The sequence below is a fragment of the Streptomyces sp. NPDC030820 genome, assembly GCF_055572075.1.
This window is the reverse complement of the sequence record NZ_JBVIEB010000019.1, coordinates 76,559-96,599: the sequence shown is the minus strand read 5'-3', so window position 1 is coordinate 96,599 and position 20,041 is coordinate 76,559. Positions and strand designations below refer to the sequence as shown.

Annotated in this window: 15 protein-coding genes; 7 read left to right on the top strand and 8 right to left on the bottom strand. The window is 73.6% G+C overall.

Annotated features, from left to right (window positions below; all coding sequences use genetic code 11):
* Nucleotides 1–33: 33 nt before the first annotated feature.
* Nucleotides 34–2,493 (bottom strand): SpoIIE family protein phosphatase, encoded by a 2,460-nt coding sequence (locus tag ACZ418_RS37525; RefSeq protein ID WP_468371943.1) that lies wholly within the window; start codon nucleotides 2,491–2,493, stop codon nucleotides 34–36.
* A 273-nt stretch (nucleotides 2,494–2,766) separates the two neighbouring features.
* Between ACZ418_RS37525 and ACZ418_RS37520 the strand changes: the two genes are divergently transcribed.
* The gene (locus ACZ418_RS37520) at nucleotides 2,767–4,911 is read left to right on the top strand and encodes a PP2C family protein-serine/threonine phosphatase (RefSeq protein ID WP_468371941.1); all 2,145 of its coding nucleotides are present in this window, start codon (nucleotides 2,767–2,769) and stop codon (nucleotides 4,909–4,911) included.
* Between the two features lie 41 nt (nucleotides 4,912–4,952).
* On the opposite strand, the gene ACZ418_RS37515 is transcribed toward ACZ418_RS37520, so the two are convergent.
* Nucleotides 4,953–6,359, bottom strand: coding sequence for a S1 family peptidase (locus tag ACZ418_RS37515; protein ID WP_468372031.1), 1,407 nt, complete (start codon nucleotides 6,357–6,359; stop codon nucleotides 4,953–4,955).
* 200 nt (nucleotides 6,360–6,559) lie between these two features.
* Between ACZ418_RS37515 and ACZ418_RS37510 the strand changes: the two genes are divergently transcribed.
* From ACZ418_RS37510 to ACZ418_RS37490, 5 genes are all read left to right on the top strand, one after another.
* Entirely contained in the window at nucleotides 6,560–6,973 is a 414-nt protein-coding gene (locus ACZ418_RS37510) for a PaaI family thioesterase (protein ID WP_468371939.1), read from the top strand.
* Nucleotides 6,974–7,424: 451 nt separating this feature from the next.
* Nucleotides 7,425–7,640, top strand: coding sequence for a type A2 lantipeptide (locus ACZ418_RS37505; RefSeq protein ID WP_468371936.1), 216 nt, complete (start codon nucleotides 7,425–7,427; stop codon nucleotides 7,638–7,640).
* Between the two features lie 100 nt (nucleotides 7,641–7,740).
* Nucleotides 7,741–8,547, top strand: a complete 807-nt coding sequence (locus ACZ418_RS37500; protein ID WP_468371933.1) for a hypothetical protein — start codon at nucleotides 7,741–7,743, stop codon at nucleotides 8,545–8,547.
* Entirely contained in the window at nucleotides 8,544–10,763 is a 2,220-nt protein-coding gene (locus tag ACZ418_RS37495; protein WP_468371931.1) for an NHLP family bacteriocin export ABC transporter peptidase/permease/ATPase subunit, read from the top strand. Before ACZ418_RS37500 ends, ACZ418_RS37495 begins: the two co-directional genes overlap by 4 nt.
* Nucleotide 10,764: 1 nt before the next feature.
* Nucleotides 10,765–13,581, top strand: a complete 2,817-nt coding sequence (locus ACZ418_RS37490) for an NHLP bacteriocin export ABC transporter permease/ATPase subunit (protein WP_468371928.1) — start codon at nucleotides 10,765–10,767, stop codon at nucleotides 13,579–13,581.
* A 29-nt stretch (nucleotides 13,582–13,610) separates the two neighbouring features.
* On the opposite strand, the gene ACZ418_RS37485 is transcribed toward ACZ418_RS37490, so the two are convergent.
* On the bottom strand, nucleotides 13,611–14,441 hold the full coding sequence (locus ACZ418_RS37485; protein ID WP_468371925.1) for a ribonuclease BN: 831 nt from the start codon (nucleotides 14,439–14,441) through the stop codon (nucleotides 13,611–13,613).
* A gap of 181 nt (nucleotides 14,442–14,622) precedes the next feature.
* Between ACZ418_RS37485 and ACZ418_RS37480 the strand changes: the two genes are divergently transcribed.
* On the top strand, nucleotides 14,623–15,732 hold the full coding sequence (locus tag ACZ418_RS37480; RefSeq protein ID WP_468372028.1) for an MGDG synthase family glycosyltransferase: 1,110 nt from the start codon (nucleotides 14,623–14,625) through the stop codon (nucleotides 15,730–15,732).
* Nucleotides 15,733–16,242: 510 nt separating this feature from the next.
* Here the strand turns inward: ACZ418_RS37480 and ACZ418_RS37475 are convergent.
* The 5 genes from ACZ418_RS37475 to ACZ418_RS37455 form a co-directional block, all read right to left on the bottom strand.
* Nucleotides 16,243–16,980 (bottom strand): polysaccharide deacetylase family protein, encoded by a 738-nt coding sequence (locus tag ACZ418_RS37475; RefSeq protein ID WP_468371922.1) that lies wholly within the window; start codon nucleotides 16,978–16,980, stop codon nucleotides 16,243–16,245.
* Nucleotides 16,981–17,018: 38 nt separating this feature from the next.
* Nucleotides 17,019–17,954, bottom strand: coding sequence for a DMT family transporter (locus tag ACZ418_RS37470; protein WP_468371919.1), 936 nt, complete (start codon nucleotides 17,952–17,954; stop codon nucleotides 17,019–17,021).
* A 6-nt stretch (nucleotides 17,955–17,960) separates the two neighbouring features.
* Nucleotides 17,961–18,815 (bottom strand): SDR family NAD(P)-dependent oxidoreductase, encoded by an 855-nt coding sequence (locus ACZ418_RS37465; RefSeq protein WP_468371917.1) that lies wholly within the window; start codon nucleotides 18,813–18,815, stop codon nucleotides 17,961–17,963.
* A gap of 343 nt (nucleotides 18,816–19,158) precedes the next feature.
* Entirely contained in the window at nucleotides 19,159–19,686 is a 528-nt protein-coding gene (locus ACZ418_RS37460) for an SRPBCC family protein (protein ID WP_468371915.1), read from the bottom strand.
* Between the two features lie 6 nt (nucleotides 19,687–19,692).
* Nucleotides 19,693–20,037 (bottom strand): ArsR/SmtB family transcription factor, encoded by a 345-nt coding sequence (locus tag ACZ418_RS37455; RefSeq protein ID WP_468371912.1) that lies wholly within the window; start codon nucleotides 20,035–20,037, stop codon nucleotides 19,693–19,695.
* Nucleotides 20,038–20,041: the final 4 nt, after the last annotated feature.

Below are 20,041 nucleotides of genomic sequence, written 5' to 3'. Positions count from 1 at the left end.
GGCGGTCAGCCGGCATCGGGTCCGGTGTGACGGTCAGTCCCTGGGTACCAGGTCCGCCCACACCTGTTTGCCGCCGCTGACCGGGACCGTGCCCCAGGCCGCCGACACCGCCTCCACCAGGAGGATGCCCCGGCCGCCGGTGGCCTCCCAGCCGATGCTGGTGGGCTTGACGGGGCTGCGCGGGGAGGTGTCGGCGACGGCGAGTCGCAGCCGGTGGTTGATCAGGCTCATGTCGAGGCGGACCTGGCCGTCGGTGTGCACGAGGGCGTTGGTGACGAGCTCGGAGACCACCAGCAGGGCCGTGTCCAGCGTGTCCTGCGAGACGCCCCAGAGGCGCAGGGTGCGCTGGGTGAAGCGGCGAGCGTGCCGGACCGCCTCCGGGAGCCGCCACACCGTCCAGCTCTCCCGCAGCGGGCGCACGGCCATGCCGTCGTAGCGCATCAGCAGCAGGGCGACGTCGTCGCCGCGGTGGGCGCCGGTGAGCAGCGCGTCGGCGACCAGCCCGAGGTGCTCGGGGTCGGCGGTGGCCAGTTGGGCGGCGAGCCGGTTCATGCCGGCGTCGATGTCCGTGCCCGGCGCCTCCACCAGGCCGTCGGTGGTCAGCGCGATCACCGTGCCCGGCAGCAGCCGCAGCGGGGTCATCGGGAAATCCGCCTGCCCCAGCACGCCCAGCGGCGGCCCGCCCTCGGCCCGCATGATCTCGGCGGTGCCGTCCGGGTGCCGCAGCACGGGCTGGAGATGGCCGGCGCGTACACACCAGGCGGTGCCCTGTTCCATGTCGACGTCGACATAGGCGCAGGTGGCGAAGAGGTCGGTCTCCATGTCCAGGAGGAGGCGGTTGGCGTGCGCGACGACCACGTCGGGCGTGTGCCCCTCGGCCGCGTAGGCGCGCAGCGCGGTGCGCATCTGGCCCATCAGCGTGGCGGCGCCCGCGTTGTGGCCCTGGACGTCACCGATGACGAGGGCCACATGGTTGTCCGCCAGCGGGATCACGTCGTACCAGTCCCCGCCGACCTCCAGTCCGGCGGTGGTGGGCAGGTACCGGGCGACGGCGACCGCGCCGGGCAGCCGGGGCAGCCGGCGCGGCAGCAGGGTGCGCTGGAGCATGCCCACGAGTTCGTGCTCGGCGTCGAAGGCGTGGGCACGCAGCAGGGCCTGGCCGGCGAGGCCCGCGCAGGCGGTGAGCAGGGCCCGTTCGTCGGGGCTGAAGTGGTGCGGGCGGTCCCAGCCGATCAGGCAGGCGCCGGCCATGCGGCCGCCGGCGGGCAGCGGCAGCACCGCGAGACCCCCGGGGCCGACCTCGGCGAGCGCGGGCTCCAGCGGACTGCCGGCGGGCCAGATCCGGGAGCGGCCCTCGCGCAGCGCGGCGGCCAGGGTGGGCATGGCGCGCACCGGCGCGTCGGGCCACTCGGTGCGCCATTCGGTGCGCCACACCTCGGGCCAGGACTCGGGCTCGGGCGGGTCGAGGACGGTGACGACGAGCCGGTCGTTCTCCAGTTCGGCGAGCGCGAGCCGGTCGGCCTGCAGCGGCCCGCGCAGCGCGGCGACGACGGCGTTGCCGACGTCCTTGACGGTGGTGGCGGTGGCGAGGGAGGCGGCCAGCCGCTGGACCCGGGCCACGTCGGTGACGTCGGAGCGCAGGGTGGAGGCGTCGGCGACGGTGCCGACGAGCCGGGCGGAGCGGCCCTCGCCGCCGGGCAGCTGCCGGCCGCGCAGCCGCAGCCACTTGGGCGGGCCGGAGGGCTGCAGGATGCGGAACTCCAGCTCGCGTTCGCCGATGGACATGTGGTCGGCCTCGACCACGGACATCAGCGCGGGCAGGTCCTCGGGGACGGTGAGCGCCAGCAGGGTCTCGACGCGGCCGTCGAAGGCGTCCCGGGTGAGCCCGAACAGCCGCAGGATCTCGTCGCCGACCTCGACCCGGCCGCTGTCCATGGCAAGGCTGAAGGCGTCCGGCGGCAGCTCGCCGCCCTCCTCGGCGGGCGCGGGCGGGCTGGGTACGGCGATCGCGCGGACGACCAGCTCCAGGCAGGCGCGGTCGTCGGCACCGAAGCCGCCGGGATGCTCGCTGACGGCCAGCAGACAGCCGCCGCCCGCCGGGCCGAGCGGGAGGGCGGCCACGGAGAAGTCCGCGGACGGGGTGCGGCGTGCCTCGGGACAGGCGGCGAGCTGCTCGGGGCCGAGCCAGAGCGGGTGTCCGCTGCGGTGAGCCTCGGCGACCGGGGAACCGCCGGCGGCCGGATAGCCGTCGCGGACCCCGTACAGGGTGCGCGGCAGGCCCACCGACTCGACGAGGAGCAGCTGGGCAGGGTCGTCGCCGGGCGTGTAGACCCCGGCGAAGGCCGCCCCGGCGAACACCAGCGCCTGTTCGAGGACCCTCCGGAGCCGGTCGGGCGTGGCGGGTGCCGCGGTGAGCGTGTCCAGGGCGGCTTCGGCACGCTCCGTTTTCGTTCTGCTGATCGCAGCGCCCTCGCTCCTCACCACGTTCGCCATTACAGCGCGTGTAGGGCTCCCGCGCAGCCCCTGTGAAGACTCAGAGGCGATGACGGGCCCGTTCGCTCGAAAATCGCCGAACACAACTTGACCCATGTGTACCGCACGGCGACCTCAGACAGACATGACAGACATGACTGTGCGCGACCACCCGGCAGTGCCCGAGCCCGAGCTCCTGGCCGCCGCCGACGCAGTCGGTCCGGCTCGCCGTGCGCGGCGCGGCCTCGCGAGGGAATCTTGTGCCCAGGATGCGCGACGCGGCCGTACGAGGAGGTGGTCGGCGTGTCCGAGGGGCCGGCGCCGCCACCGGCGGCCGAGGGGACACCGGCCGTCGATCCGGTGCTGTCGCTCGCGCTGGTGTCGATGATGCAGGAGGTGCACGCGCACTCCGGCGGGGTCTACCTGCTCAGGCCCGACGAGCCGGTCCTGGAGCTGGCGGTGCACGCGGGGATGCCCCGGGCGTTCGCGGCGCCGTGGGAGCGGGTCGGGCGGTCCGCGCCGATTCCGGTGGCCGACGCGGTGCGCGAGCGGCGGCTGGTGTGGGTGGGCGGCGAGGAGGAGATGGTCCGCCGCTATCCGCGTATCGCGGTGGTGCTGCCGTACCCGTTCGCGCTGGCCGCGCTGCCCGTGGCGACCGAGCGGCAGGTGTACGGCGCGGTGTTCGTGACCTTTCCGGGGGCGCATCCGCCGGAGCTGTCCGACTGGGAGCGGGACCATCTGTGGGCGGCCTGCGAGCGGCTGGCACTGCGGCTGGAGCGGGCCACGGCGGAGGACGGGTCCCTCGACCGCGGGGCCGAGGTGCTGACGGAGCCGGTGTCGGCCGTGGCGGACACGCTGGGCTCGGTGGAGGCGGCACGGATGGTGTCCAGGCTGCCGTACGGGCTGGTGTCGCTGGATCTGCACGGCCGGATCGGGTTCGTCAACACGGCCGCCGCCGAGCTGCTCGGCAGACCGGCCGGGGAGCTTCTGGGCACGCCGCTGTGGGCGTCGGTGCCCTGGCTGAACGACCCGATGTACGAGGACCGTTACCGAGGGGCGCTGATGAGCCAGCAGGCGACCTCGTTCGTGGCGATGCGCCCGCCCGGCGAGTGGCTGTCGTTCCGGATGTATCCGAGCAGGACCGGGCTGAGCGTGCGGATCAGCCGGGCCAGGGCGGTGGCGGAGATGGCGCGCGGGCCGGCGCCGGCGGAGGCGGCCCCGCCCCGGCTGGTGACCATCTCCCAGGTGCTGAGCTTCGCGGGTGCGCTGACCGAGGCGGTCGGCGTGCAGGACGTGGTGCAACTGGTCTGGGACGAGGTGGCGCCGGCGGTCGGCAGCCGGGCGATGCTGATTCTCGGCTCGCAGGGCGGGCGGCTGCACGTGCTGGGACATCGCGGGTACCCGGACCCGCACACCGTGGAGCGGTTCCACGGGCTGCCGCTGACGGAGCGCACCCCGGGCACCCAGGCGCTGAACAGCGGGGTGCCCGCGTTCTTCGAATCCCAGGAGGAGCTGGAACGGCTGTATCCGGGCCGACACGAGACCCCGGACGGCTTCGCGGCCTGGGCGTATCTGCCGCTGATCGCCTCAGGGCGGCCGGTGGGCACGTGTGTGCTCGCGTATGCCGAGCCGCATGTCTTCCCGGCCGACGAGCGGGCCGTACTGACGTCCCTGGGCGGCCTGATCGCGCAGGCGCTGGAGCGGGCCCGGCTCTACGACGCCAAGCACCGGCTCGCGCACGGGCTGCAGCAGGCCCTCCTGCCGAACTCGCTGGCGCCGCCGCCCGGCATCGAGGCGGCCGCCCGCTATCTGCCGGCCACCCACGGCATGGAGATCGGCGGCGACTTCTACGACCTGGTGCCGACGCTGCCGCTCACGGCCGCGGTGATCGGGGACGTCCAGGGGCACAATGTGACCGCGGCGGGCCTGATGGGGCAGATCCGCACCGCGGTGCGGGCGTACACCACGGTCGGGCAGGCCCCGCACGAGGTCATGAGCAGCACGAACCGGCTGCTGGTCGACCTCGGCACCGAGCTGTTCGCCAGCTGCCTGTATCTGCAGCTGGACCCGGCGCGCGGGCGGGCCGTCATGGCGCGGGCCGGGCATCCGCCGCCGCTGCTGAGACGGCCGGACGGACGGGTGCGGGTGCTGGACCTGGCCGGGGGCCCGCTGCTCGGGATCGACCCGGACGCGGTGTATCCGACGACCGAGGTGTCCCTCGCGCCCGGCTCGGTGCTCGTCCTGTACACCGACGGCCTGGTGGAGACGCCCGGTACCGACATCGAGGACGCGCTGGTCGGCCTCGGCGAACTGCTGTCGCAGGCCGGCGACCAGCCGCTGGAGCGGCTGGCGGACGAGGTGGTCCGGCACGGCGCGGCGGTGCGGGAGCGGGGGGACGACGTGGCGGTGCTGTTGCTGCGCGCGTGCGACGACGCGTGACGGTCCGGCCCTCCCGCCGGAGGGCCGGACCGTTCCGCTGCTCAGCGGGTGCTGGTCAGGGACGACCCGTCGTTCGCGGAGCCGTTGCCGGACTGGTCGGCGGAGCCGGCTCCGTTCCCGGACTGGTCGCCGGCCGAGGCGGACGGGTCGGCCGAGCCGGCGCTCTGGTCGCCGCCCGCGCCGGCCGGGTCACTCGCCGAGGCCGACGGGTCCGCGGAGCCGGACTGGTCACCCGCGCCGGACTGGTCGCCCGCCGAGGCCGACGGGGCGGCGGAACCGGACTGGTCGCCCGCGCCGCCGGCGGCGCCCGCGCCGTTGCCGAGGGTCGCGCCGGTGGCCTGCAGGGCCGCGGTGACCGGCTGGAAGAAGGTCTCGCCGCCGCTGGTGCAGTCGCCGCTGCCGCCGGAGGTGAGGCCGACGGCGCCGCCGTCCTGCGTGAACAGGGAGCCGCCGCTGTCGCCGGGCTCGGCGCAGACGTTGGTCTGGATGAGGCCGTTGACGGTGTCGGTGCCGCCCGGGACGGTCTCGCTCGCGAAGTTCACGGTGGCGTCGAGCCCGGTGACCTGGCCGTCGTGCAGCCCGGTGGTGGAGCCCATGCGGAACACGGTCTCGCCGACGGTGGCATCGGCGGCCTGGGTGATCTGGACGGTCTGTCCGTTGCCGGTGTTGACCTCGCTGGGCGCCTGGGTGTTCGGGTCGTTGTACTTGACGAGCGAGAAGTCGTTGCCGGGGAACTTGGCCTGGTCCACGGTGGCGACGGGCTGGCCGTTCTGCGAGTCGGACCAGTCCTTGGCGGCGACACCGCAGTGACCGGCCGTCAGGAAGGCGGGGCTGCCGTCGGAAGCGGTGACGTTGAAGCCGAGGGAGCAGCGGACTCCGCCCTGCTGGGTCTGGGCGAAGATGGCGTCGCCGCCCGAGACGAAGGTCTTGAAGGTGCCGGCGGACTTCTTCAGCGTCGCCATGCCGGAGCCTAGGCTCTGCACGGTCGACTGCAGTCTGTTCCACTTGGCGCCGGTGACGGTGGAGTCGGCGGTGACGAGGATCTTGTTCGTGCGCGGGTCCACGGCCCAGGAGGTGCCGGGGATCGTCGCCTTGGTCTTCAGCGTCGTGGCGGCGGCCTTGAGCTCGCGGGTGCTGTTGTTCACCTGGCGCGCGACCGCGCCCGCCTTCTTCACCTGTGCGATCACGTTGCTGTCGCCGCTGACCACGTTGACGACGAGTTGCTGCTTGCCGCTGTCGAAGTACGACCCGGCGACGGCGTCACCGAGGATCTTCTGCAGTTGGGCGGCGAGATTGGACGCCTGCGTGGCCTTCAGCGTCTTCGCGGTGCCGGTGGCTCCGGACGCCTGGTTCTTGTCCTGGGACGCATTGGCATTGGGCAGCAGAAGGGCCGCCGCTCCGAGCGCCGCGACACCGCCCACCGCTATCGCCGCCTTGCGCTTGGGCATTCGCTTGTGACTCAAACTTCTCGACCTCCTGGGGGGACGGGGGTCTGCCGCTTGCGGGCAGTTCGTATCGGGGCGCCTGGATGGCCGTACGTACGCACCGGCCGTGCGGTGTGTTCAATTCCGTTTCCCAACTGCCGTGCCGGACGGGCGAATCGGCCACGCCCCGCGTGTCGCCGCGAGCGGCCGGGCACAACCCCGGTATGACGATGACCCCCGCCGAAGCCGACAAGATCCTCTCCGCCCACTTCGCCCCCTGGGTGCTCGATCTCGGGCTCACCGTCGAGGCGGTGGGCGAGGACCGGGCCGTGCTGCGACTGCCCTGGTCAAAGCGGCTGGCCCGGGAGGGCGGCGGCCTGTCGGGGCAGGCGCTGATGGCGGCCGCCGACACGGCGACGGTGATCGCGGTGTCCGCCGCGCGAGGCGGTTTCGTGCCGATGACGACGGTTCAGCAGTCGACGTCGTTCCAGCGGGCGGTGACCGGTTCGGATGTCCGGATCGAAGCGGTCCTGACGAAGCTGGGCCGCCGGATGGCGTTCGCGGACATCACCCTGAGCGACGCGGATTCGGACGCGCTCGCGGCCCGGGCGAGCACGGTGTACGCGATTCTGGGCTGACACGTTGCGCTACCGATCGGTAACGATCCGTTCCGCACTCGATGCGGAATCCCTGCTTCAGGGAATCTGCACATTGAATACTCAACCAAGTCACTGACGACCGCGGATCTGCACATCCGCGCGCCCCCCGGCACTCCTTTGGCGCGGAGTGCCGGATTCACGGCCCGCTGGACAAGCCTTCGTGCGCAACGATGCCGTGCGGCATGTGAAGGAGTCGCCGACATGCCGTGCACACGCCTGCACCGATGACGCCCTTCCCGAGCCAAGTCCCCTGGTGAGAGCCCTGGTTGATTGGAAGCGCCGCCCGCCTGCGTGCTTTGATCCATCGCACCGCGGGGGTCGCGGCGGGCTCCCGGCGACCGGGGCCCGGCGCCCGCGGTCGCGGCCGTCCGTCTGTCCCCAGAGGGGGCCGCTCCCCTTGTGAAATATCCATAGGAAGGGAAGTTCCATCATGAACTCCACCCCCCAGGTCGAGACCGTCGAGATCTCGGACGCCGAGCTGGACAGCGTCTCCGGCGGTCTGTCCGTGAACACCCTCAACAGCGTGACCGGCGCCGTGAACGGCGTCGCCCCGGTCTCCGGTGCGGTCGACACCGCCATCGGCACCGCCGAGGGTGTCACCGGCCTGAACGTGCAGCCGGTCACCGACCTGGTCGCCGGTCTCTGATCGCACCTCGTCGCATCGAAGGTCCCGGAGCCGCCCCCGGCTCCGGGGCTCTCGGATGCCCTGAAACACCCGCGTCTCTCCCACAGGTGAGGGAAGTTCCGTGCAGTTCCGCCAACAGGCCCTCGCCAAGCTCCAGTCGCCGGAAGAGCTGGATCTTCCGGTCCGGCTGGCCCGCCCCCAGGGCTGGCTCGCCCTCGGCGTCACCGTCGTCGTCATGGCGGCGGCCTCCGTCTGGGCGGTGACCGGTTCGGTCGCCTCCACGGTGAGCGCACCGGCCATCCTCACCCACGGACAGGGCAGTTATCTGCTGCAGAGCCCGGTGTCCGGCCAGGTCACGGCCGTCCTCGCCCAGCAGGGCCAGCGCCTGCCCGCGAACGCCCCGGTCCTCAAGGTCCGTTCGAGCCAGGGCGACTCGGTGGTCCGTACGGTCGCCGCGGGCCGCGTCACCGCGCTCGCCGCCACCATCGGGCAGATCATCCAGACCGGCACGAATGTCGCCGCGGTGGAGAAGGTCGCCCACGCCTCCGACCCGCTGTACGCCACCGTGTACGTGCCCGCCGAGAACGCCGCCGCCATCCCGGCACACGCCTCCGTCGACCTCACCGTCTCCTCGGTGCCGACGCAGACCTACGGCGTGCTGCGGGGCCAGGTGAAGTCGGTGGACCGCACCGCACAGTCCGCCCAGTCGATCTCCGCGTTCCTCGGCGACAGCCAGCTCGGACAGCAGTTCACCGACAAGGGCCGCCCGGTGGCCGTACTGGTCGCGCTCGACAAGTCGCAGTCCACCAAGAGCGGTTACCGCTGGTCCACCACCGACGGGCCGCCGTTCCGGCTCGACTCCATGACGCTCGCCTCCGGTTCGATCAGGCTGGCCGACCAGCACCCCGTCGATTGGCTGCTCCCGTGACCGCCTCCCAGGAACGCGGCCGCAGACGCGCCGCCCCGGCCAAGCGGCCGGTCCCCAAGCCCCGTGGCGGCACGGTCCGTACGCCCACCGTGCTCCAGATGGAGGCCGTCGAATGCGGCGCCGCCTCCCTCGCCATGGTCCTCGGCCACTACGGCCGGCACGTCCCGCTGGAGGAGCTGCGCATCGCCTGCGGCGTCTCCCGCGACGGCTCGCGCGCCTCCAACCTGCTGAAGGCGGCCCGCAGTTACGGCCTGACGGCCAAGGGCATGCAGATGGACCTGGCCGCCCTCGCCGAGGTGCAGGCGCCGGCCGTCCTGTTCTGGGAGTTCAACCACTACGTCGTCTACGACGGCATGGGCCGCCGCTTCGGCCGGCGCGGCGTGTACATCAACGACCCCGCCAAGGGCCGCCGTTTCGTGCCCATGGAGGAGTTCGACGGCAGCTTCACCGGTGTGGTGCTGGTGTTGGAACCCGGCGACGGCTTCACCAAGGGCGGACGGCGGCCCGGGGTGCTCGGTGCGATGCCGGCCCGGCTGCGCGGCACCGCCGGCACCCTGCCCGCCGCCGTCCTGGCGAGCCTGCTGCTGGTCGCGGTCGGCGCGGCGATGCCCGCGCTCAGCCGCACCTACATCGACACGTTCCTCATCGGCGGCCAGACCTCCCTGCTGGGCGTGCTGTTCGCCTCGATGGGCACCTGTGTGCTGCTCACCCTGGTGCTGACCTGGCTCCAGCAGGCCAATCTGCTGCACGGCCGGATCATCTCCTCCACCCTCTCCAGCGCCCGCTTCCTGCGCCATCTGCTGCGGCTGCCGGTGACGTTCTTCGCCCAGCGCTCCCCCGCCGACCTGGTGCAGCGCCTGCAGTCCAACGACCAGGTCGCCGAGACCCTGGCCCGCGACCTGGCGGCGGCCGGCGTGGACGCGATCGTCGTCGTCCTGTACGCCGTGCTGCTCTACACCTACGACCCGCAGCTGACGTGCGTCGGCATCGGCGTGGCTCTGTTCAACGTGGTCGCCATGCGGCTGGTCGTACGGCTGCGCGCGACCCGTACGGCGAAGCTGCGCGCGGACACGGCACGGCTCACCAACACGTCGTACACCGGTCTTCAGCTGATCGAGACGATGAAGGCGACCGGTGGCGAGGACGGCTTCTTCCGCAAGTGGGCCGGTCAGCACGCCACCACCCTGGAGGAGCAGCAGCGGCTCGGGGTGCCGAGCGCCTGGCTCGGGGTGGTGGCGCCCACGCTCGCCACCTTCAACAGCGCGCTGATCCTGTGGATCGGCGGTCTGCGCGCGGTCGAGGGGCACATCTCGGTGGGTCTGCTGGTCGCCTTCCAGGCGCTGGTCACCCGCTTCACCGCGCCCCTCACCCGGCTCAACGGTGTCGCGGGCCGTATCCAGGACTTCGCGGCCGACGTGGCCCGGCTGAAGGACGTGGAGAACTTCCAGGCCGACCCGCTCTACGCCCGCCCGGGCCGCGGCGACTCCACGCGCCGGCTGCACGGGCACGTCGAGCTGGAGAACGTCACCTTCGGCTACAGCCCGCTGGACAAGCCGCTGCTGAGCGGCTTCGACCTGGCCGTGGGCCCCGGTCAGCAGGTGGCGCTGGTCGGCGGTTCCGGCAGCGGCAAGTCCACGGTGTCCCGGCTGATCTCGGGCCTGTACGCCCCGTGGGACGGGGTGATCCGCATCGACGGCCGCCGCCTCGAGGACATCCCGCGCGGCGCGCTCGCCGCCTCCGTCTCCTTCGTCGACCAGGACGTGTTCCTCTTCGAGGGCTCGGTCCGCGACAACGTGGCGCTGTGGGACCCGTCGATCCCGGACGAGGCCGTGGTCGAGGCGCTGAAGGACGCGGCCCTGTACGACGTGGTGATGCGCCGGCCCGGCGGCATCCACAGCAAGGTCGAGCAGGACGGCCACAACTTCTCCGGCGGCCAGCGGCAACGGCTCGAGATCGCCCGGGCCCTGGTCCGCCGGCCGAGCATTCTCGTCCTGGACGAGGTGACCAGCGCGCTGGACGCGGAGACCGAGCTGATCGTGATGGACAACCTGCGCCGGCGCGGCTGCGCCTGTGTGGTGATCGCGCACCGGCTGAGCACGGTCCGCGACAGCGACGAGATCGTGGTGCTCCAGCACGGCACGGTCGTGGAGCGCGGGCGGCACGAGGAGCTGGTGGCGCACGGCGGCGCGTACGCCGCGCTGGTCAGGGAGCGATGAGATGACGACCGTCGGCGAAGGCGACCTCGTTCTCGGTGCGCTGGGGTCCATGGGCACCCGCATCGACTGCGCCGGGTTCAACCGGCTGGACCTGGAAGGCCCGCAGGTGCTGTGGCTGATCGCGGCCGGCGCGCTCGACCTGTTCGCGGTGGACGCCGTCCAGCAGGGCCACTGGCACCACCTGGGCCGGCTGGAGGCGGGCGCGCTGCTGCTCGGCCCGGTCGCCGGCCCCCAGCACACCCTGGTGGCCCGCCCGGTCCGGGACTGCGTCATGCACCGGATCAACCTGCGCGAGCTGTACCAGCCGGCCAACACCCAGACCTGGTCGTACGACGAGTACGGCAACCCCCAGTACGTGCCGCCCGCCACCAGCCCGCTGGAGTACGCGGTCGCGCTCGGCGTCGGCCGCGGCCTGTCCGTCCTGTTCCAGGCGCCGATGGCGGAGGAACGGGCCGCCGCACCGGCCGACGACGACGTGTTCTGGATGCAGGTGCCGCCGGGCAGCGTCCAGTACGGCTCGCTGTACGGCGCGGAGGCCGCCGCCGACCTGCTGATGGACCCGGCGCTGTGGCAGACCATGGTCGACCAGCAGTACCGGCTGCTGACCGCGCTGGACCGGTGGATCGAGCAGCTGGAGCGCACCCACGAGAACCGCGCGGCCGCCGGGATCAAGGCCGGTGAGGCGGTGCGCGCCCAGGCCGACCAGACCCTGCTGGCCTCCATCGGCAAGCGCTCGGCCCGCCGGACGACGGCCGCCGACGCCGACGCCGGCTACGCCGCGTGCAAGCTGGTCGCCGAGGCGGCCGGGATCAAGCTCGCCGAGCCCGCGCAGAGCGGCACCGAGAGCGAACGCCTCGACCCGGTCGAACGGGTGGCGCTCGCCTCCCGGGTGCGCACCCGGGCCGTACGGCTGCAGGGCCGCTGGTGGCGGGAGAACGTGGGCCCGCTGGTCGGTCACCGGGCGCTGTCGGGCGCGCCGGTCGCGCTGCTGTGGCGGCGCGGCGGGTATGTGGCCGTGCACCCCGGCACCGGACGCGAGACGCCGATCGAGAAGGCGAACGCGGAGGAGTTCGAGCCGCGCGCGGTGATGTTCTACCGGCCGCTGCCCGACAAGGCGCTGACGCCGTTCGGTCTGCTGCGGTTCAGCCTCCAGGGCACCCGCGGCGATCTGCTCGGGCTGATCCTGGCGGGCCTGGTGACGGTGGCGATCGGCGCGCTGGTGCCGGTCGCGACCGGCAAGGTGCTCGGCGAGTACGTGCCGAGGGCGCAGACGGGCCTGATCGTCCAGGTGTGTCTGGCCGTGCTGGTGAGCGGGGTGGTCGCGGCGGCGTTCACGCTGCTGGAGAACCTCTCCATCCTGCGCCTGGAGGGCCGGATCGAGGCCGCGCTCCAGCCCGCCGTCTGTGACCGGCTGCTGCGCCTGCCGACCCGGTTCTTCACCCAGCGCTCCACCGGTGAACTCGCCAGTGCCGCGATGGGCATCAGCGCGATCCGCCGGCTGCTGGCGGGCGTCGGCCCGGTGGTCGCGCAGTCGGTGACCGTCGGCGCGATGAACCTGGGCCTGCTGTTCTGGTACAGCCCGTCGATGGCCCTGGCGGCGCTCGGCATGCTCGTCGTCATCGCCGCCGTGTTCCTGGGGCTGGGGCTGTGGCAGGTGCGCTGGCAGCGGAAGCTGACGGTGCTCGGCAACAAGCTCAACAACCAGGCCTTCCAGACCCTGCGCGGCCTGCCCAAGCTGCGGGTGGCGGCGGCGGAGAACTACGCGTACGCGGCCTGGGCGCGGGAGTTCGCGCGCAGCCGGGAGCTGCAGCAGAAGGTCGGCCGGATCAAGAACCTCACCACGGTGCTCGGCGGGATCTATCTGCCGGTGTGCACGCTGCTGATGTTCATGCTGCTGGCGGGCCCGGCGAAGGGCGCGATGTCGGCGGCGGACTTCCTGACCTTCAACACCTCGGTGACGATGGTGCTGACCTCGGTCACCCAGCTGACCGGCTCCTTCGTCTCGGCGGTCGCGGCGCTGCCGCTGTTCGAGGAGATCAAGCCGGTCTTCGAGGCGACCCCCGAGGTGCGCACGTCGAGCACCCGTCCGGGTCCGCTGTCCGGCGCGATCGAGGCCCGGCGACTGTCCTTCCGGTACGCCGACGACGGCCCGCTGGTCCTGGACGACGTCTCCTTCACGGTCCGGCCGGGCGAGTTCGTGGCGATCGTCGGCCCGAGCGGCTGCGGCAAGTCCACCCTGCTGCGGCTCCTCATCGGCTTCGACAAGCCGGTCTCCGGCAGTGTCCTGTACGACGGCCAGGACCTCGCGGCGCTCGACCAGTCGGCCGTACGCCGCCAGTGCGGGGTGGTGCTCCAGCACGCGCAGCCGTTCACCGGCTCCATCCTGGACGTCATCTGCGGCGCCGAGCCGTACACGCCGGAGGAGGCGATGGCGGCGGCCGAGATGGCGGGGCTCGCGGAGGACATCAAGCGGATGCCGATGGGACTGCACACGATCGTGGCCGGCAACGGCGCGATCTCGGGCGGTCAGCGGCAGCGGCTGATGATCGCGCAAGCTCTGATCCGGCGCCCGCGCATCCTGTTCTTCGACGAGGCCACCAGTGCCCTGGACAACGACACGCAGCGCATCGTCATCGACAGCACCCGCAAGCTGAACGCCACCCGTGTCGTCATCGCCCACCGGCTGTCGACGGTCCTGGACGCCGATCGGGTGGTCGTGATGGAGGACGGCAAGGTCGTCCAGCAGGGCGCACCGGCGGACCTGCTCGCCGACACCACGGGCCGGCTGCACGAGCTGGTGCGCCGGCAGCTGACGTAGCGTCCGCCGCGACCGGCCGCAAGGAGCGTTCAGTACTTCCCCCGGCGCGGTTCCCGCTCCTCGTCTCCCCGGTCGTCGTGGTGCGGCGTCCAGTGGTGTTCGGTGAACCAGCGGCCGAACAGGGCGCCGCCGTAGATGACGAACCCGACGCCGATCAGCCAGGACTCGACCACGAGGACGGTGCCCACCGCGCCGTAGCTGAGCGCGTTGGTGACGATGAGCGGGGTGAAGACGAGGTAGGAGAAGGCCCGCAGGCCGGCCAGGCCGAGGACGGTGGCGAGCGCGCCCGGCAACAGGGAGCGCCAGTTGACCTGGCCGCCCAGCAGGAAGCGCTGCCCCCACCAGAAGAAGAGGATGCCGCTCAGCGTGGACAGCGCGATCCGCTGGCCTCCGTGCAGCGCGTCCTTGCTCGCCACCTCCTGGTAGAGGTAGGCGGTGAGCGCCACCAGCCAGGTCGCCTGCCGCCAGACCCGGTGCCAGGGGCCGGGAGGCACGCCCCAGATCCGTTCGTAGGCGTTCTGCACGCTGCCGGCGAAGGACACGCCGAAGACGGCCAGCAGGACACCACCCCAGACGCTGGTGGTGCCGATGACGTTGCGCGGCGGGCTGATGACGTCGGTGACCACATGGGCGGACCGGCCGGACAGACCCATGCCGTCGGTGAGCCACGAGGCGAATCCGCCCCTTACCAGGGGATCGGCGGCGGCGACCACGATCAGCAGCGGCGCCAGCGTCACCAGCGCCAGGGTGGCGAACCCCATGGCCCGGTGCATCAGCTCCAGCTCACGGCCGCGGTCGAGCAGCGCCCTGGCCCTGAGCCACTCCCAAGCGCGGTGCAGACCGCGCCGCCACCGAATCACGGCTCCTCCCGTGCTCGCCACCCACACGCTGTCCTGAGCCGATTCATCCACTCCGGCGGGCTCGGGGCAACTTGCCGTGGTGACGTGTCGTGGCTCCGCGGTCCGGCGACACGGCGGCGGAGTGACCGGTTTGCGGGCGGTGTCCACCGGAGAATCGGACCCCGTGCGTACTCCTGCCGAGGTGCCCTCCCCGCCGCCGGCCCCGCCGGGCGGCCGGCGGCGACCGCTGATCCTGAGCGCGAGCATGGGCGCGGGTCACGACACCGTGGCCGCCGAACTGGCGCGGCGCGCCGCGGCGTGCGGACACGAGCCGCGGGTGGCCGACGTCCTGCGCCTGCTGCCGTACGGCCTGGGCGGCGGGCTGCAACGCTCCTACCAGGCGTCGGTACGGCACTTTCCGTGGGCGTACGCCGGAGTCTACGGCGCGTTCCTGCGCGGCGGCGGGGGGCCACGCCCGAGCGGGGTGCCGCTGGCCCGGCTCGCCGCCGCCGGGCTGACGGAGCTCGTGGAGCGGCTGGACGCCGATGTGGTGGTGTCCGTCTTCCATCTGGCCGCTCAGCTCACCGGTCATCTCCGGGCCCGGGGGCGGCTGCGGGTGCCGAGCGCGGTGTTCCTGGTCGACTTCGCCGTGCACCGGCAGTGGCTGCATCCCGGCAACGACCGGTATCTGTGCCTCACGGACGGCGCGGCGGCCGAGGTGCACCGGGCCCTGGGCACGCCCGCCGTGACGACCGGTCCGGCGGTCGCGCCCGCGTTCCGCGCCCCGGCCCCCGGGGCGGCGCGGTGGCGGGAGCGTTTCGCCGGCGAGGCGCCCGGCCGGCCGGCGGTCCTTCTCTCGGCGGGCGCCTGGGGTGCGGCGTACCGCCCGGAGACCACCGCCCGGCTGCTGGCGGGGGCCGGCTATCTGCCGGTGGTGCTGTGCGGGCGCAACGCGCTGCTGCGGGCGCGGGTGGCCCGGGTGCCGGGAGTGCTCGCCCTGGACTGGGTGGACGACATGCCCGGGCTGCTGGCCGCCGCGTACTCCCTGGTGGACAACGCGGCCGGCCAGACCGCCGTACAGGCCCTGGCCGCCGGGCTGCCCGTGATCGGCTACCGGCCGCTGCCCGGCCACGGGGTGGACGGGGTCCGCCGGATGGCCGACCTCGGCGTCTCGGAACTCGCCCCGGACGGCCCAGCGTTGCTGACGTCCCTGGCCAGGCTCACGGAGGGCGGCCCGGAACGGAGGGAACGGGTGGCGCGGGGGCGGGCGCTGTTCCGTGGCGATCCGATGGCACACGTGGTGGCGTTGTGAGCGGGGACGCGCCGACGGCCGCAGGGGAACCGGCCCGGCGCGCCGGCCGACCGACCTGGACTCGGCAACTCGGAGCCCGAGGCGCCGGGCGACTGCTCGCTGTGTACTCCGGCACGCACAGTCCCGAAACACAGCGCGCCGAAGACCACCGAAGACCCGGCCCCGCGCATCGGCCCACCCACCCGAACTCAACGACCCAGAGCCCGACACGCAAGGCGACTGCCGCCCGTGCCCCAGGACGCACAGCCCCGCTCCGGCAACCCTGACACGAAGACACGGGCCGCCGACGACCACCGAAAACCCGGCCCCGCGCATCGGCCCACCCACCCGAACTCAACGACCCGGAGCCCGACACGCAAGGCGACTGCCGCCCGTGCCCCGGGACGCACAGTCCCGCGCGCCGGCGGCTACTCGACCTGTGCCTCGGACGTGCGGTCCGGCGCTCCGGCGGCTCCTCGGCCTGTTACCGGGCCCTGCCCCGCCCGGCGTCTGGGGGCTGCTCGCCCGTGCTCAGCGAAGTGCCCCGTGGTCGCGCAAGGGGCCGATCGAGAGGCCGGCCTCCCGGCAGTCCGCCACCAGGTCCGGCAGCGCGCCGAGGGCCGAGCGCCAGCAGCCGGGGGCCGCGAGCCGGTCCGAGTCGTGGAGCAGGACGGTGCCGCCGCCGCGCAGGTCCGCCGCGACCAGGGCCCGCACGGACGCGGGGGTGGCCTCGGCCGTCCAGTCCCTGCCCCACGCCGACCAGAGCACCGGCCGCAGCCCGGCCCGCCGTGCGGCCAGCCAGCGTCCGGAGGTGAGGATCCCGTACGGCGGGCGGTACCACTGCGGGTGGTGGCCGGAGACCTCGTGCAGGACGCGGACGGTCCGCGCGACCTGGACCGCGTCCCGGGCGGGTGCGGGGCGCCAGGGACGGTCGTGCGTCCAGCCGTGCACCGCCAATTCGTGTCCGCGCCGGGCGGTCTCCCGGACCAGCGCGGGATGGCGCACCACGTTCTCGCCGAGCACGAAGAACGTGGCCCGCACGCCGAGGTCGTCCAGCGCGTCGAGGAAGCGGGGCGTCGAGCGCGGGTCCGGGCCGTCGTCGAAGGTCAGCGCGACGTGCCGGCGGCGGCCGGTGCCGCAGAGCCGCGGGAACAGCAGCAGCCGCACGCCGGGAAGCCAGGTGGCCGCCGGTCCGATGTGCGCGGCGGCGACGGCGGCCGGCAGCAGGACGGCCGCGGTCCGCCAGGGCCTGCCGGACATGGGGGACATCAATCGCCCGCCTTCCCTTACGTGTCCTCTACGTGTCCTCACCGGTGCGTCCGATGCAGGCGCCTTCCGGTCTCCTTCCCGTCCCGCGACCGCGTGTCCCACTCCCGCCCGACGGCCGGTGCCCGGGCCAGTCCGATGCTGCCCGCCCCGATCAGCGCGACGCCGAGCGCCTCCGGCAGCATCCGCAGCCCGAGGTGGACCGCCTCCGCGAACAGCACCCAGCCGAGGACGACGCTGGTGAGCGCGTCACCCAGGGTGAGGGCGGGCTGGGAGGCCGTGAGCGATCCGGCGCCCAGCGCGCTCTGCAGCAGCAGGAAGGCGACGAGTCCGGCGCCGGCCGTGGCGTACGGCGACCAGTGGGTGAACATCGCCGCGGGCCCGTGTCCGAGCAGCCCCACGGCCTCCTTGAGCAGCGCGGCGGTGGTGGCGAAGCACACGGCGGAGGCGAGGCCGAACAGCGCGGCCCGGGGCGCGCCCTTCGTCGGGCGGGCGGCGGCCACGAGGAGCACGACCAGGCCGAGCGCCCCGCCGCCGCCCAGCAGCCAGGACCGGGGCGGGGCGGTCGGCCGGCCCGCGCCCGGGGCGGCCGCCAGCAGGAACACGGCCAGCCCGGCGGCGAGGGCGACGAACGCCAGCCAGGTCCACAGGCCGGGGCGGCGCCGGAAGACGACACCACCCACCAGCAGGGTGAACAGCAGCTCGGTGGCGAGCAGCGGCTGGACCAGGGAAAGGCTGCCCACGGCCAGCGCCCCGGCCTGCAGCAGCCCCGAGACCGCCAGCAGCGCGGCGCCCGCGAGCCAGTACGGGCGCCGCAGCAGCCGGGCGAGCCGACGCACGGCCGACCCCGCCCCGCGGGCCCCGCCGGCCCCGCTGTCCTCGGACCGCTCCTGCACGGCGGCCAGGCGCTGCAGCACGGACGCGGACGCGTTGGCCAGAGCCGCGAGCAGCGCGAGCAGCACCGTGACGGTCAGCATGGCCGGTCACCCGAAGCGAGCGGCGAGCCACCGGTAGAGCCCGGGCGCGACGCCGCGCACCTGGGCGGGATACCGCAGCCAGCCGGGGACGTACACCTCGTCCCTGCCGTGCCGGACGGCGGCCCAGACGGCGTCCGCCACCCGCTCGGCCGGCACCGGGCGCGGCCACGCCCGCCTGTAGGGGGCGCCCCGGCGCTCGAAGAACGGCGTGTCGACCGCGCCGGGGATCACCAGGGTCACGCCCACCCCGGTGCGGCGCAGCTCGTAGCGCAGGGCGTCGGCGAAGGCGGCGAGGGCGGCCTTCGCGGCGGAGTACACGGCCTCGCCGCGCACGCCGACGCTGCCCGCGACGGACCCGATGAGCACGATGCGTCCCGAGCCGGCCGCGACCATGTGGGGCAGCAGGGCGCGCACGAGGTGCAGGGTGGCCAGCAGGTCGACGCCGACGATCTCGTCGATGCGCGCGTGCGGCATGCCGGTGAAGTCCCCGGCCCAGCCCAGTCCGGCGCACGCCACCAGCAGGTCGAGGCGGCCGGCGTGGTTCAGGACCAGATCGGTGAGCAGACGGTCGGCGCCCGGCCGGGTCAGGTCCGCCGGCACGGCCAGGGCGTCGAGCGGGGCGGCCACCTGCTCCAGGCGGGTGGCGTCCCGCCCGTTCAGCACCAGCCGCCAGCCTCCCTCGGCGGCGAGCCGGCGGGCGACGACGGCACCGATGCCCGAGGAGGCACCCGTCACCAGGGCGGTGCCGCCCCGGCCGGCCCGGTTCCCGGCGGATTCGGGCACGGAGGCCGCGTCCGGGACGGTGGTCGCGACCGGCCCGGCGCGTTTCGACGGTCCTGCGGGGGGCGGGGCGTGGGACATGGTGACGACCTCACTGCGACATGTGCACGGGCTCGCGAACTCCGGGGCCGAACCTTCGCGGTGTATCCAGGGCGCCACACACTGAAACACCGCGCACGGCGGAGCCCCGCCGAACGCGTGCCGCCGGTGTACGAACGGGGCCCGCGTCGCCAGGTGGTGCGTCCGGGACGACCATGGGTTACGGAGAACGAGGGAGCGGGACGGGGGGCGTAGGGCCGACGTCACGACCGTACGCCGAGGCGTCCCCGACAGCCCAGTCGTGGCGTCCGGTCCGCTTCCAGACCCCGGCACGTCGTCCGCGGCCCTGGACCGGTGTTCGCGAGCCGACACAGGCGGTGGCCGGTCAGTCCAGGCCCGGCACGGGGGCGCCGGAGGGCACACCGGCGCCGAGGTAGGCGGCGTAGAACTCCTTCCAGGCCGAGCTCGCACCGGCGTGCGCGCCCTCGAAGCGCTCGCCGTGCGCCTTGGCGTCGAGGGCGGCGAGGCACACCTCCCAGCCGGCGCCGTTGCGGGCGGCGGTCTTCGCCTCACTGAGGACGTTGGTGAGCGTGAACCGGGTGCGCCGTTCGCCGACGGCCTCCAGGTCGAAGTGGAGTTCGTCGCCGCCCCATGCGAAGGACAGGTGCCGGGGCGGGTCGACGGCGAGCACCCGGCCGGTGGACTCGGGCATGTTCGGGTCGCCGCTGAAGCGGATGGTGCCGCCAGGACGCAGCTCCATCTCGGCGCGGGAGGGGAACCACTGGGCCAGTTCGTCGGCATCGGTGACGAACCGCCAGACACGGTCCGCCGGGTGGTCGTAGGTGCGGCTGAACCGGACGGCGGGGCGGCCGTCCTCCAGGATCAGATAGGTGCCGGTGAGGTCGACGGGCATGGTGCGTCAAGTCCTTCGCTGTGGGGGGTGTCGGGTGTCGTCCGACGTCTCGTCGAGGCGCCGGCCCAGGGCGTCCAGGCTGCGGTTCCACAACCGGCGGTAGGGCTCCAGCCAGGCGTCGAGGGCGGCGATCGGTGCCGGGTCGAGGGTGTAGACGCGGCGCTGCGCGTCCTGCCGGACCCGGACCAGGCCCGCCTCCCGGAGCACCTTCAGGTGCTTGGAGGTGCTCGGCTGGCTCAGCCCACAGGCCTCGACAAGCTCCCCGACGGACCGGGGGCGCTCCAGCAGGAGCGCGACGATGGCCCGCCGGTGCGGGTCGGCGAGGGCGGACCAGAGCGCTGCGTCGGACATGGCG

Coding starts and splice junctions, on each gene's coding strand:
- ACZ418_RS37525 (WP_468371943.1), bottom strand. CDS start 2,493: ATGGCGAACGTGGTGAGGAGCGAGGGCGCTGCGATCAGCAGAACGAAA.
- ACZ418_RS37515 (WP_468372031.1), bottom strand. CDS start 6,359: ATGCCCAAGCGCAAGGCGGCGATAGCGGTGGGCGGTGTCGCGGCGCTC.
- ACZ418_RS37510 (WP_468371939.1), top strand. CDS start 6,560: ATGACGATGACCCCCGCCGAAGCCGACAAGATCCTCTCCGCCCACTTC.
- ACZ418_RS37505 (WP_468371936.1), top strand. CDS start 7,425: ATGAACTCCACCCCCCAGGTCGAGACCGTCGAGATCTCGGACGCCGAG.
- ACZ418_RS37490 (WP_468371928.1), top strand. CDS start 10,765: ATGACGACCGTCGGCGAAGGCGACCTCGTTCTCGGTGCGCTGGGGTCC.
- ACZ418_RS37475 (WP_468371922.1), bottom strand. CDS start 16,980: ATGTCCCCCATGTCCGGCAGGCCCTGGCGGACCGCGGCCGTCCTGCTG.
- ACZ418_RS37470 (WP_468371919.1), bottom strand. CDS start 17,954: ATGCTGACCGTCACGGTGCTGCTCGCGCTGCTCGCGGCTCTGGCCAAC.
- ACZ418_RS37465 (WP_468371917.1), bottom strand. CDS start 18,815: ATGTCCCACGCCCCGCCCCCCGCAGGACCGTCGAAACGCGCCGGGCCG.
- ACZ418_RS37460 (WP_468371915.1), bottom strand. CDS start 19,686: ATGCCCGTCGACCTCACCGGCACCTATCTGATCCTGGAGGACGGCCGC.
- ACZ418_RS37455 (WP_468371912.1), bottom strand. CDS start 20,037: ATGTCCGACGCAGCGCTCTGGTCCGCCCTCGCCGACCCGCACCGGCGG.